This is a genomic window from Christiangramia fulva, from assembly GCF_003024155.1.
In the GTDB taxonomy this organism is placed as follows: domain Bacteria; phylum Bacteroidota; class Bacteroidia; order Flavobacteriales; family Flavobacteriaceae; genus Christiangramia; species Christiangramia fulva.
Genome location: NZ_CP028136.1, coordinates 3,637,324 through 3,652,446, shown reverse-complemented (window position 1 = coordinate 3,652,446; position 15,123 = coordinate 3,637,324). Strand labels below are relative to the sequence as shown.

The 15,123-nt window shown below is 38.6% G+C and carries 5 protein-coding genes; all 5 read left to right on the top strand.

Features of this window, described 5'->3' with window-relative positions:
• The first annotated feature begins 419 nt into the window (after positions 1 to 419).
• The 5 genes from C7S20_RS16375 (at position 420) to C7S20_RS16355 (ending at position 15,123) form a co-directional block, all read left to right on the top strand.
• Entirely contained in the window at positions 420 to 3,512 is a 3,093-nt protein-coding gene (locus tag C7S20_RS16375) for a SusC/RagA family TonB-linked outer membrane protein (RefSeq protein WP_107013482.1), read from the top strand.
• 10 nt (positions 3,513 to 3,522) lie between these two features.
• Positions 3,523 to 5,076: a RagB/SusD family nutrient uptake outer membrane protein gene (locus C7S20_RS16370; RefSeq protein ID WP_107014280.1), complete on the top strand. Its 1,554-nt coding sequence runs from the start codon at positions 3,523 to 3,525 to the stop codon at positions 5,074 to 5,076.
• 116 nt (positions 5,077 to 5,192) lie between these two features.
• Positions 5,193 to 8,495, top strand: coding sequence for a VCBS repeat-containing protein (locus C7S20_RS16365; RefSeq protein ID WP_107013481.1), 3,303 nt, complete (start codon positions 5,193 to 5,195; stop codon positions 8,493 to 8,495).
• A gap of 3 nt (positions 8,496 to 8,498) precedes the next feature.
• Positions 8,499 to 11,858 (top strand): CRTAC1 family protein, encoded by a 3,360-nt coding sequence (locus C7S20_RS16360; RefSeq protein ID WP_107013480.1) that lies wholly within the window; start codon positions 8,499 to 8,501, stop codon positions 11,856 to 11,858.
• Complete coding sequence (locus C7S20_RS16355; RefSeq protein ID WP_107013479.1) at positions 11,824 to 15,123, top strand: VCBS repeat-containing protein; 3,300 nt, start codon at positions 11,824 to 11,826, stop codon at positions 15,121 to 15,123. The genes C7S20_RS16360 and C7S20_RS16355 overlap by 35 nt, the downstream gene beginning before the upstream one ends.

Sequence of the window (15,123 nt, the reverse complement as noted above, 5' to 3'; positions counted from 1 at the left end):
CGGAGAAGGAGTGAAGGAGTGAAGGAGTGACGAAGTGAAGGAGTGATGAAGGATGAAGCTGCTGCCAGTTTACCTGTTAGATCGGAGGTTTGGCAATTTGATGTACATAAAAGCACACGAACTGTGAAAATAAAAATGCCAGAATTATTAACTTTTTTTTTAAACTAATTTCACGAAATTAGCCTCCCGAATTTATCCTGGATCATTATAAAGATTAAAATTTATTCTTTATTCCAGATTCATTACCTATTTTAAAATTAAAACCGGATTTTTTAAGATTTGTATAGGTATATATGCTTTTTTTACGAAAACGTTTTCTTGAATTTTTTACGTAGATCTTTATTTATTAACAATTATTTATATAAATTAGTCGCTGTTGTGAGCTTTGATTAAACTATTCCAAACTAAAACTAAATCTTATGAGAAAAATTATTTTCAGGAGCCTTTTGTATGCTTTAATCTTTTTGGGTTTCAGCATGGCAAAAGCGCAAACTGTATCGGGTACAGTAACAGATGAAAGTGGTCCGCTTCCCGGTGCAACAGTTGCCGTAAAGGGAACATCTAATGGTACTACTACCGATTTTGATGGAAATTACACTTTGAACAATGTCCCTAGTGATGCTGTTCTTGTTGTAAGTTTTATCGGTTATGAAACGCAGGAAGTAAATGTAAATGGAAGATCCGTTGTTAATGTTAATCTAGCGGTTGATGCTTCTGAACTTGAAGAGGTTGTCCTTATTGGATATGGCCAAACAACTGTTCGGGATGCAACTGGTGCTGTAGCTTCGGTAACTGCTGAGGAATTTAATAAAGGAAATATTTCCTCTCCTGAAGAACTTATTCAGGGTAAAACTGCTGGGGTGCAGATCACTCAGGCCAGCGGGGAACCAGGAGCCGGAGTGGCCCTTCGGGTAAGGGGAACTACTTCAGTAAGATCAAATAATAACCCATTATTTGTAGTGGACGGGGTGCCTTTAGCTGGAGATGATACTGCGGCAGGTACTGGTGATTTAGGATTCGGATCAAGTTCTGCTCGAAATCCTCTCAATTTCATAAACCCTAGTGATATAGAAAGTATAAGTATTTTAAAAGATGCTTCTGCTACCGCAATTTATGGTTCCCGTGGAGCTAATGGAGTTGTGATCATTCAAACTAAATCTGGTAAAGGTGTTCAGGGAAGTAGTTTCAGTTATGATGCGTCCGTTGCCCTATCTAAGCCTGCCAATAAATTCGATCTTTTAAATCGCGAAGAATATTTAAATGCCATTGAACAATATGGAGGAGATCGAGAAGCCCAGGATTTTGGAGCCGATACTGACTGGCAGGATGTAATTACACGAACAGCAATTTCACAAAATCACGCACTTTCCTATATGAATAACTATAATTCAGGAAATGTGAGGGTGTCTTTTGGCTATAATGATATTGAGGGGGTTGTCGAGAATTCTGATATGGAGCGTATAACCGGAAGAATAAATGCAAATCAAAGGTTTTTCAATGATAAATTAAACCTTAGTTTACAATCTACAATTTCAAGGGTGAATGACCAGGCAGCACCTATTAGTAATAATGCCGGTTCTACCGGAGATTTGTTGGGTGCAACTTATTATGCAAATCCAACATGGCCTGCCGATCCAACATTTGAAGTAGGAGGCGGCCAGATTAATCCATTGGGCTTACTGGAATATTCAAGTGATATCACCCATACAGACAGGGTATTATTAAATTTTTCAGCAGATTACGATATTTTATCAAACTTGAACGCTAAAGTAACAGTTGGTTATGACAAATCAAGTTCTGAAAAAACCGCGGTAATCTCTGGAGATATTTCTGGACTAACAAACGGTACTCCAGGGAATGGAAGAGGATTTATTAATGATTTGGATAATACCAACACACTTTTTGATTTCGTTCTAAATTATGAGAAAGAGTTCGAAAATTCCAATTTTAGCGCATTGTTAGGATATTCTTATCAAAAATTCAATCGGGAAGGCCGTTACGCCAGTGGTTTTGGATTCGGAACTACAAATTTAGACGCAATGCGGTCCAGCTTTAGGAATGATCTTGATGCTCTGGCAGGAACTATAGACCAGTCTTATCAGCAACTTTATTATAGTGATGCTGGTTTTTTTGCAGATGGTTTATTTCCTGAAATATATAGAGGTCAGGAATTCACGGCGCCTTCAGATATATCATTAAAGGCAATTACGAGTGGTGTATTTGATAACTATGATGAACTACAATCTTTCTTCACAAGGTTGAACTATTCCTTAATGGATAAGTACTTATTCACTTTTACCTTGAGAGCAGATGGTTCCTCTAAATTTGGACCTAATAACCGATATGGTTATTTCCCTTCAGGTGCTTTCGCGTGGAAAATTGACGAGGAAGATTTCGTTTCTGAAACGCTCTCTACCTTGAAATTAAGATTAGGATATGGAATCACTGGAAACCAGGATGGATTAGGTTATGGTAATTTTACCATCCGAAGGGTATTAAGTGGATATGGAATTGACAACGGTGGAAATATAAACGGAGGTGGTCTTGCAAATGCCGGATTTAACAATCCTGATCTAAAATGGGAGGAAACAACACAAGCAAATATTGGTCTTGATTTTGGATTCTTCAATGATAGATTATCAGGTAGTATAGATGTGTACCATAAGGACACAAAAGATTTACTTTTAATGGCGCAGCAGGCACAACCAGCTCCTGCACCATTTGCTTTCGAGAACATTGATGGAAATGTTATTAATAAAGGGGTCGAATTTGCTATTGATTACGATATTTTTGATAATGCAGATTTTTTCTGGAATTTTGGTTTTAATATTTCCTATAATGATAATGAGCTGAAAAATTTTGACGGATTAATCGAAACTGCTCAAATTTCCGGTCAGGGTTTAACAGGAGCTTTTGCTCAATTATTAGCAGAAGGTAGACCATTATTTTCTTATTATTTAAGAGAATTTGGTGGTTTTGATGAAAATGGACTTTCCATTTATCCAAACGGAGATGAACAGGTGTTCGTAGGAAAAAGTGCTTTACCTACAACAAATATCGGTATAAACACGAGAGCTGAGTATAAGCAATGGGATGCTTCATTGTTTTTCGCCGGGCAATTTGGACATTATATTTATAATAACACCGCAAATGCCTTCTTTACCGCAGGTAGTATAAATGGAGGTCGAAATGTGACTCAGGATGTATTGACAAATGGAGAATCTCCTGCGAATGCTCCCGATGTTTCAACACGGTTCCTTGAAAAAGGAGATTTCTTACGTCTGCAAAGTGCCGGGATAGGATATACTTTTGTTTTGCCACAAGATTCTTTCCTGGATAACTTAAGATTATATTTGAATGGACAAAACCTTTTTGTGATAACCGGTTACAGCGGTTTAGATCCTGAAGTTAATACTCAAACACCTCTTAATGGTTTGCCTACGGCCGGTATAGACTATACTGCTTATCCAAGACCAAGAACTTTCACTTTTGGTTTTAATGCAAAATTTTAAAAAGTTGATCATGAAAAATAATAAAATAAAAATTTTTATCGTTGGTGGTGCCTTGGCCTTTAATGTTTTCGCATGTACCGACCTTGAAATTGATGAAACCGATTCTCTAATTGTCAACCAAACAGGAGAATTTACTGGTGTAGCTGATGTTGAAGCAACTCTTGCAGGAATTTATGATGCATTAAGAGGTCAGATTGAAAACCAGGCCAACCTTTATGCGCTTAATGAAGTAAGTTCAGACGAATTAGTAGTACCTACCAGAGGAACGGATTGGGGCGACAACGGTGTTTGGAGGACCCTTCATCAGCATTCCTGGTCAGCAATTCACCCCTACGTTAGAGATACATGGAATGAACAAAATTCAAATGTTTTTAGAACTACAGAAGTAATAGACTCTAGAAGTAATCCTTCTGCGCAACAAGAGGCAGAAGCAAGATTTCTTCGAGCATTCAGCATGTTTTGGATAATGGACCTTTATGGCCAGGTACCGTTTAGGGAACCAGACGAAGGAATTGATGTTGATCCACGTGTTTTTTCTCGTTCTGAGGCTTTTGATTTCATTGTAAATGATCTCACCACAGCTTTACAAAGTCTGCCAGAAACAGGACCCGGTCCTCAAAACGACAAAGCTACGGCCGCTGCTGCCCATTTTTTATTGGCCAAATTGTACTTGAATAAGCATATATATTATGGTAATGAATCTGCAGATCCGGCTGATATGGAAAAAGTTGTGGAGCATGTAGATGCCTTACAGGATCTGGGTTTCGGGTTAGTAGACGGATATTTCGAAATATTTCAGCCTGATCTTGATAATGAAACTATTTTTTATACCCATTCAAGTGTTGGTAACAGAATTTGGAATACCCTTCACTATAACCAGAATTCACCTGATAATGAAGGTGGAGGTTGGAATGGTTTTACCACCCTTGCTGAATTCTATGATCTTTTTGAAGGAGATCCTAATACTAATTTTGTAGGAGACGGTCAGGAAGAAAGAAGGGGATGGGTTCCAGATGCTACTACGGCCAATGATCAAAACTATGGTATTGGATATGGCTTCCTTATAGGTCAGCAATATGACACTGACGGTTCAAAATTAAAAACACGTCCTGGAGCTGATCTTGTTTTTACAAAACAACTTCCGGGGCTATTGGGTAATAATGAAAGAACTGGAATTCGAGTTATAAAATATCACCCGTTTGATGGAACTGAAGCAGCTTCTTTTAGAGGACATGAAATCGTTTTCAGGTATTCCGATGCACATCTAATGAAAGCTGAAGCAATCTTTAGAGGTGCTTCCGGAGATGCTCTTGCTCTTGTAAATGAACTTCGAACCCTTCGAAAAGCAAGTCCTTTAAGTAGTTTAACTGAAAAGGATTTAATAGATGAAAGAGGAAGAGAGCTCTACGGTGAATTTTGGAGAAGAAACGATCAGGTTCGCTTTGGAACCTTTACTACGCCTTGGGCCTTTAAAGAAAATACTCAAGATTTTAGAGTTCTTTATCCAATCCCTGCTTCAGCAATCATTTCAAATCCTAATTTAACTCAGAATCCGGGATATTAAGAAGAATCTAAATAGTTTGTTAAGAAAGAGGGTGTTAACGCCCTCTTTTTTTTAATATAAATTTATATATTTAGCCCGTGTTGTGAGCTAAACTTGTTTTACGGGCTTAGTTTTTTATGAAGTTATACTCCGGAATTTTTCTTTCCCTCTTGCTTTTATTGGGAATATCTTCCTGCGAAAAAAAAGATCATCTTTTTGAGAAATTAGATGGCGAAGCTACCGGTGTGCACTTTTCTAACGTCCTGAATAAGAAATCTTCTTTAAATATTTTAAACTATCTATATTATTATAATGGCAGTGGTTTGGCCGTAGGCGATTATAACGGCGATGGAAATATAGATATCTATTTTACGGCTAACGAGGCTCCCGATAAACTTTATCTCAACAAAGGCAATTTTAAGTTTCAGGATGTTTCTATAAGATCTGGAATTAAAAATCCCGATGCCTGGACCACTGGTATTACTAATGTTGATATCAATAATGATGGTTTACTGGACCTGTATATCTGCAAAGTTTCGGGTGTTGAAAATATTAAAGCTCATAATCTGTTGTTGATCAACCAGGGAAATGACGCTGAAGGAATTCCGGTTTTTAAAGAAAGTTCTTCTGAATATGGTCTTGATTTTTCTGGTTTTTCCACGCAGGCAGTGTTTTTAGATTATGATCGCGATGGTGACCTGGATATGTACCTTTTAAACCATTCCACTCATCCTAACCTCAATTATGGGAGAGGCTCCAAGAGGAATACTGTTGATGAAAAATCCGGAGATCGGTTTTATGAAAATATTCATGGAAAATTTGTCGATGTTTCTTCCGCTACTGGAATTCACCAGGGAGTAATCGGGTATGGACTTGGCATATCGGTTGGGGATCTCAATGCCGATGATTATCCTGATATTTATGTAGGGAACGATTTTTTTGAAAACGATTACCTGTATATTAATCAGAAAAATAAGACTTTTCTTGATCTTATTTCCACAACTCCTCAAAACCTGGGACATACCACCCATTTTTCTATGGGTAATGATATTGCAGATGTAAATAACGACGGTCTGGCTGATATTGTTTCCCTTGATATGTTGCCTGAAGATCTCCAAACCTATAAGACCTCCGGCCTTGAATATCCTTTTCAAACATATGCGAATTACCTGAAAAAAGGATTTTCTCCTCAGTATATGCAAAATACTCTGCATCTAAATAACGGTAACCTTCACTTTTCAGAAACAGCTTTTCTTAGCGGAATTGCGGCTTCTGAATGGTCATGGGGAGCCCTTCTTGCCGATTTTGATAATGATACCAATAAAGATCTTTTCATTACCAACGGGATTAAAGGAGCCACCAATAATATGGATTTCATCAAGTATATTTCTAATGAGAAAATTCAGAAAAAAATAAGTCAGGGTGGGAATGCTGATTTTGAAGATCTAATTAAAGACCTCCCGGAAAAAAAAGTGCCCAATTATATTTTTCAAAATAACGGCGATAATACTTTTTCTGATAAAAGCAGGGAATGGCTAGATTCGAAAGCCAGTTTTAGCCACGGACTTGCTTATGCCGATTTTGATAATGACGGGGATCTTGACCTTGTGGTTAACAATATGGATGACGAAGCGGGGATTTTCAAGAATAATTCTGAAAAATTAAAAAAATCCAATCACTACCTTGATCTTAATTTTGTGGGCGACTCACTAAATTTGCTTGGAATTGGAGCCAGGGTTAAAGTGTTTCTGAATGATAAATTCCAGGTTCAGGAACATTATTTGAGCCGCGGGTATCTTTCTTCGGCTGCTCCCGGGATGCATTTTGGCCTTGGAACCCATACTTCAGCAGACTCTGTTGAGATAGTCTGGCCCGGCGGAAAGATTCAAAGGCTTTATAAAATTCCCGCTGATCAGAAAATAACTTTGGATATAAAAAATGCTGACCTGCGCGGGACCAATGTTATCGGAGAACCAGTTCCTATTCTCCAAAAAATTGATTCTGTTCTGGCATTTCGGCACGTGGAGCAGTCAACGCTGGAATTTAATCGGGATATTTTGATTCCTTTTGCTTACACTAATTTAAGTCCTCGTATAGCCGTGGCAGATATTAACAATGACGGGCTTGATGATCTTATTGCAGGAGGCGGAAAATCCCAACCTGCAAGTCTCTGGTTTCAAAATAAGGAGGGGAAATTTGCCAAATCCCACAGTCCGGTTTTTGAAAAAAATGCGATTTCTGAAGATACCGATGAAGTTTTCTTTGATGCCGATGGCGATGGCGATCAGGATCTTATAATCGTGAGTGGTGGAAATGAATTTAGATCAGGGGAAGCTCTTCAGCCTCGATTTTACAGAAATAACCAGGGAAGTTTTTCCCTGGAAGAAGTTGTTTTTAAAGGGATTTCCATGAATGCTTCGCGAATTTCCATTGTCGATCTTGAGAATGATGGTGATATGGATATTTGTATTTCTGCAAATGTAGTTCCGCAGGAATATGGAAAAACTCCGCGCCAATTTCTTTTCAAAAACGATGGAAACGGGAATTTTACCGATATCACCAAAGATTTTGCCCCGGGATTTTTGAATGTTGGGATGGTGCAGGATATAGTTTGGGCAGATCTTGATAAGAACGGTTATAAGGATGCCATAATCGTCGGACACTGGATGCCTTTAAAGATCTTCCTTAATAATGGAAAAAATCTTCATGAAGCACAAACCGGTCTTCGAAAATCAAATGGGTGGTGGAATTCTGTTAAGGTAGCCGATTTTGATAAGGATGGCGACCTCGATATCGTTGCTGGAAACTGGGGGTTAAACTCGAGATTATCGGCTTCAGAAGACCAGCCCGTTAAACTTTACCTCAATGATTTTGATGGGAATGGTTCTACAGATCCGGTAATGACCTATTATTATCAAAATACTGAAACGGCTTTTTCGTCAAAAGACGAATTAGACAAACAAATGCCTTTCCTTAAAAAGAAATTTCCTAATTATGCCGATTATTCCAAGGCATCTTTTGAAGATGTTTTTCCGGCAGATAAAATTTATAAATCTACAAAGAAGCAGGTTTATGAGCTTGCAACCTGTTATTTCGAGAATACCGGAAAAAACTATTTTGTGAAGCATAAACTTCCTTTTGAAGCTCAGGTTTCAACAGTTTTTGCAATTCAGAATTACGATTTTAACGGGGACGGATTTGAGGATATTTTGCTGGTGGGAAATAATTATGAGATCAGTACCCAGTTGGGAAGACTTGATGCCTCTCACGGAACACTTCTGTTAAACGATAAAAATGGTTTTTTTGAGGTTTCCAGCACAAAATTGCCTGATATTTCGGGCCCTGCCAGGGATATAAAAAAAATCAGGATTGGAAATAAAGACTGTTTCATAATAAGTATGAATAATAATGAACCAATTGTATTGAGAAGTAACAAATAAACTATGACAAAGAAATTTTTTCCAATATTTTCGCTTGCTACCTTGATGGTTTTATTTTCCTGTAAATCAGATGAAGAAAATAAATCTGCCGCGGTTGAAAAAGTGAATAAGAATACCCTTTATTCTCTTATGCCTTCTTCAGAAACAGGCGTCACCTTTGTTAATGAAGTAAAGAACCGTCCCGATTTTAATATTTTTAAATACAGGAATTTCTATAATGGCGGAGGGGTTGCCATTGGGGATATCAACAATGATGGTCTGCCAGATATTTACCTTTCCGGAAATATGAAGCCTAATAAACTTTATCTTAATAAAGGTAATTTCAAATTTGAAGATATTTCGAAATCAGCCGGAGTGGAAGGCAATAAACCCTGGTCTACGGGAGTGAATATGGTTGATATCAACCAGGATGGACTACTGGATATTTATGTGAGTAACGCCGGGAATATGGAAGGCAACAACCATGACAATGATCTCTATATCAATAATGGCGATCTTACCTTTACCGAAAAAGCAAAAGAATACAATCTCGCTGAAACAGGTTTTAGTACCCATGCCTCCTTTTTTGATTACGATAAAGACGGCGATCTTGATGCCTATATCCTTAATAACAGTAATATTCCGGTTACCAGTCTGGGCTATGCGGAACAGAGAAATGTAAGGGCCCAGGACTGGGAAGGGGTTCCTAAAATTTTCAGGGGTGTGGGTGATATGCTTATGCGAAACGATAACGGAAAATTTGTTGATGTTAGCGAAGAAGCGGGAATTTACGGAAGTTTAATAGGCTTTGGACTGGGCGTGATGGTGAGCGATTTCAATAATGACCTGTATCCTGATATATACGTTTCAAACGATTTTTACGAACGTGATTATTTGTACATAAATAACCAGGATGGAACTTTTACCGAAGATATCGAAAACTGGACCTCTCATCTTTGCCTTTCAGCTATGGGAATCGATTTTGCCGATATCAATAATGATGGTTATAACGATATTTTTATCACTGACATGCTTCCAGATTCTGAAGAACGTACCAAATCGGTCATGGAATTTGAAGGCTACAATGTTTTCAAATTAAAACAGAGCAAAGATTTCTTTCAGCAATACATTCACAATACACTGCAGCTTAATAATGGTAATAATACATTTTCTGAAATAGCCCATTTTAGCGGTGTCGAAAGCACCGACTGGAGCTGGGCAGGGCTCATGTTTGATATGGATAACGATGGGAACCGCGATATTTTTGTAACCAACGGAATCAATCATGATCTTACGGATCTTGATTTTGTACAGTTCTTTGCCAATGAGATCATTCAAAAAATGGCTCTTACAGGTAAAAAGGAAGCCATTGATTCCATTATCAATAAAATGCCGGTTACTCCACTCCCCAATTATGCTTTTATGAATACCGGGGACCTGAAATTTAAAAATATGGCCAGTGAATGGGGACTTGGTATTCCAAGTCTTTCTAATGGCTGCGCTTACGGTGACCTTGATAACGATGGTGATCTTGACCTGGTGGTGAACAATGTGAATATGGAATCTTTTGTGTATCGCAACAATACCGAAAAACTGAAAGATCGAAATTATCTCAAAATAAAACTTGAAGGAGATGAGAAAAATAAATTTGCCATTGGCAGCAGCGTGCGTTTATATCATGACGGACAGGTAATTCTTCAGGAAGAAAATCCTTCCAGGGGCTTCCAGTCTTCGATGGATTACACTATGAATATTGGCCTTGGAAAAACCAAAAATATTGACAGCCTTCGTATTATCTGGCCAGACGATTTTACGCAATTACTAACCAATGTGGAGCCTAATCAAACGCTCCTGCTTAAGCGGGCAGACGCTACCGAAAAATATAAGATCCCTGCTGCCGAAAAGCCAAAACAGTTGCTCACAGAACTGCCCAATACTACTTTTGATACCCATCATGAAAATAACTATACCGATTTTGATTACGAGGGAATGATCTCTAAGCAGCTTTCTCAGGAAGGACCTGCACTTGCCGTAGGCGATATTAATGGGGATGGGAATGACGATATCTTTGTTGGGGGCGCAAAAGAGCAGCCAGGAGTTATTTATATAGGTGCAGGAAATGGAAAACTTCGAAAAACTACTCAGCCGGCTTTGGTGACAGATTATTTATTTGAAGATACTGCTGCCGAACTTTTTGATGCCGATGGGGATGGTGACCTGGACCTGATGGTCGGTTCTGGCGGAAATGAAATTGGAGAACAGCAAAATTATCGTCCGCGTTTGTATCTAAATGATGGAAAAGGAAAATTTACTCCTTCAACTGAAATAATTCCATCTGTAAACCAAAATGTCTCTGTGATCGCGCCTTTTGATTTCGATAATGATGGTGATATTGATGTTTTCGTAGGCTCCAGGAGTGTACCGGTGAATTATGGCGTGGATCCTCAGCATTTGTTCCTCGAGAATCGCGGTGGCGGTAAATTTGTAAATGCTACCGAACGCATTGCTTTCGATACCAAATATGCCGGGATGATCACCAGTGCGATCTGGGAAGATATTGATGGAGATAAAATCAAGGATCTGGTAACGGTTTCCGACTGGGGTGCACCCATGATTTTCAAAAATTCAGGTAAAAGGCTTTCAAATTATAAAACCAATTTGAGCAATTATACCGGCTGGTGGAACACCGTTGCAGCTGCCGATCTTGATAATGATGGTGACCAGGATCTGATTATTGGCAATAATGGCACTAATATCGCCTATGAAACTTCTAAAGAAAATCCCATGCGAATGTGGATCAATGATTTTGACAATAACGGAACGATAGAACAGATAGTAACCAAGCAGAAGGATGGAAAAGATTATCCCTTACACATGAAAAAGGAAATGATCGGACAGCTAAGTTTTCTGAAAAAGCAAAATTTGAAGGCTTCAGATTATGCAAAAAGAACCATTCAGGAATTGATGCCTAAAGACAAGCTCCAAAATGGTATTATGAAAGAAGCGATCATCTCGGCAACCGTGATCGCCGTAAACAATGGGGATGGCAGTTTTGAAGTTAAGGAACTTCCCGGCAGGGTTCAATTTTCCTGCGTTTGCGGAATTTCCTGTTCCGATATTAATAATGACGGGAATCTGGATCTGCTTATGGCCGGCAACAATTTTGAATTCAAACCTCAGTTTTCACGCCTGGATGCAAGTTTTGGGAATGTTCTTTTAGGAGATGGTAAACTGAATTTTGAATGGCAGGATTATAATAAAAGCGGATTTGCAATAAAAGATGAAGTTAAGTATCTGAAAAGATTTAAAGACAGCAAAGGGAGGACTTTTATCATAGCGGCAGTTAACAATGAAAAACCAAGAATTTTTGAAATTACCAATTAATAAAATAACGATCCTATTATTGGGACTGGTCATTACTGCCTGTAGCAATAAGGAAAAAAAGTTTTTTTCAAATCCTTCAGCTAAAGACTCGGGCCTTGATTTTACCAATACCCTTACCGAAACCAGGGATCAGAATATCCTGGACTACCTGTATTTCTATAACGGTGGGGGAGTAGCCATTGGAGATATTAATAATGATGGCCTTGTTGATGTTTATTTTACAGGAAATCAGGTGAAAAATCAGCTTTATTTGAATAAAGGAAACCTGAAATTTGAAAATATTACCGAAAAAGCAGGTGCTGCCGGAAACAGTACCTGGAATACGGGCTGCACAATGGCCGATGTCAATGGAGATGGACTTCTGGATATTTACGTTTCAGCGGTCGTGGGAATAAACGGCTTTATCGGGCATAATGAGCTCTATATCAATAATGGAGACCTCACTTTTACCGAAAGCTCAGAAGAATATGGTCTTGACCTTGAAAATTACTCTTCTCAGGCCGCCTTTTTTGATGCCGATAATGATGGAGATCTGGATGTCTATATTCTGAATCATGCGGTACATACCAATGAGTCTTTTGGACCCGCTGATATCAGAAATCATCGTGTGAATGAAAGCGGCGATAAACTCTTTCTAAATGAAAATGGAAAGTTTGTAGATGTTAGTGAAAAAGCTGGTATTTACGGAGGTGCGAACAGCTACGGCCTTGGCATAAGTACCGCCGATTTCAATAATGATGGATTTACAGATATTTATGTAGGCAATGATTTCCATGAAGACGATTATTATTATCTGAATAATGGTGACGGGACTTTTTCTGAGCAATTAAAGTCGAAATTTGGGCATATTTCGCGTTTTTCCATGGGAAATGATGCTGCAGACATCAATAATGACGGATTTGTTGATCTAATTACCCTGGATATGCTTCCGGAAGATGAAAAAGTGTTAAAAGCTTCTGCCGGAGAAGACAATGTTAATTTGCACAATTTCCGGATCAATAAGCTGGGTTATCATCCGCAGTACAGTCGAAATATGTTGCAGATGAACCAGGGCGGTGAATTTTTTGCTGAAACAGCTTTAATGAGTGGAGTAGCGGCTACCGACTGGAGCTGGGGTGCACTTTTCGCCGATTTTGATGAAGACGGTCAGCAGGATCTGTTCATTTCTAACGGAATTCCGAAGCGGCCGAATGACCTTGACTATGTGAAATTCACTTCTAATGAGCAAATTCAGCAGAAACTCGATCAAACCACTCTGGTAGATAAAAAGGCGATTGACCTGATGCCTTCGGGAGCGGTGACAAATTATGTTTTCAAAGGTGGTAAACAGGGGGAGTTCGAAAATATGTCAAAGCACTGGATTTCTAATGATTCCATTATCTCTACCGGGGTAGCTTATGCCGATCTTGATAATGACGGTGATATTGACATCATCACTAACAACATCAATAAACCGGCGTCCATTTACCTAAATGATTATGCCGAAGGTGATTTCCTAAAATTGAAACTTTCAACATCTACAAAGAATACCCGCGCCATTGGTTCTAAGGCTATCCTCTATACCAGTGAGGGCAGGCAATATCGGCAGCTCTATGCTACAAAGGCGTATCAAAGTTCTTCAGAGCCCACACTGTTCTTTGGGATTAAAAAGGCTGTAAAGATAGATTCTTTGAGTATTATCTGGCCAGATCAGCGCTTGCAAACCCTTGTGAATGTAAAACGTAATTCAACTTTAGAACTGAGCCCCAAGCCTGGAGATAAAAAAGTAGATATCCATAAGTTGTTTTATGAAGATCAACCAAGGTGGTTCACACCGGTTTCCAGCGATCATGGCCTGGACTTTAAGCATGAGGAAAATCTTTTTAACGATTTTGACCTTCAGAAATTAATTCCTCACATGCTTTCAGATTATGGGCCAGCCGTAGTGGTTAGCGATTTAAATAATGATGGTAATGAAGATGTGGCTTTTGGATCTTCAAGATATCATCCTTCTAAGATTTACCTTCAGAACAAGGATGGTTTTCATGATGATCTCCAAATTGATGAAATAAGGAATGATTCCCTCGCTGAAGATGTAAATATGCTTGTGGAAGATTTCAATGCTGATAATTATAAAGATATACTTATTGTTTCGGGAGGGGGCGAATCTGTTGGCAAGAGCGAATGGCTTTTAAACCGTCTCTATTTTGGTTCGGCTGAAGGAAAATTCACAAAAGATTCTTTATTTCCCAAAATATACAATAACGCTTCTGTTGCCAGGGCTGCAGATTATGATAATGACGGGGACCTTGATATTTTTATCGGCTCCAATGCCAGCAATTATGACTATGGGGCCATTCCTTCCTCTTACCTTCTAAAAAATGATAATGGCCATTTTTCTGTAGTTAAAAATAATGGACTTTTCGACGATCTGGGAATGGTGAATGATGCTATTTGGGAAGATTTTGACGGCGATGGTGATCAGGATCTTATCGTGGTTGGAGAGTGGATGTCTCCCATTTTTCTAAAAAATGACAAAGGTAATTTCAGTAAAGCCCAGGGAATTCTTGAAGATGAAAACCTTAACGGTCTTTGGCAAAAGATCTTGGCTTTTGATATAGATGGCGATGGTGATAAAGACTTTTTATTAGGCAATTGGGGATTGAATACCAAACTCCAGGCTTCTGCTGATCATCCATTATTAATGTATTATAAAGATTTTGACGATAATGGGCTCAGTGAAACTTTAATTGCTTCTGCTAAAAATGGCAAGTATTATCTTATAAATGGTATGGATGAGCTTGCATCACAGCTTAGTCAGTTAATCAGAAAGCGGTTTAATACCTATAAAGAATTTGCGGGGAAATCTGTAGACCACGTGTTTACAAAAGAAGAGCTGGAAAGTGCCAAACTTCTTAAAGTGCATACCATGGCTTCGGGTTACCTGGAAAATAACAATGGGCACTTTAGCTTTAAACCCTTTGATCATCAGCTGCAGGTAGCACCTTTGCGTGCAATGTTGGCTTATGATTTTAATAAAGACGGAAAAAAGGAAGTCTTGCTTGGAGGTAACTACTTTGGAATCACCCCTTACCATGGGAAATTCGATTCTTTTGGTGGTGCGTTACTTATAAATTCATATAAAATTCTTAATTCCAGCCAGATAGGTTTAAATTTGTCGCAAAAATCGGTTAAAGATTTATCGGTTCTGCATATTTCCGAAGACCCCTATTTACTGGTTACTATTAACGATTCAAAGATTGAGTTATATAAAATTAATTACTGA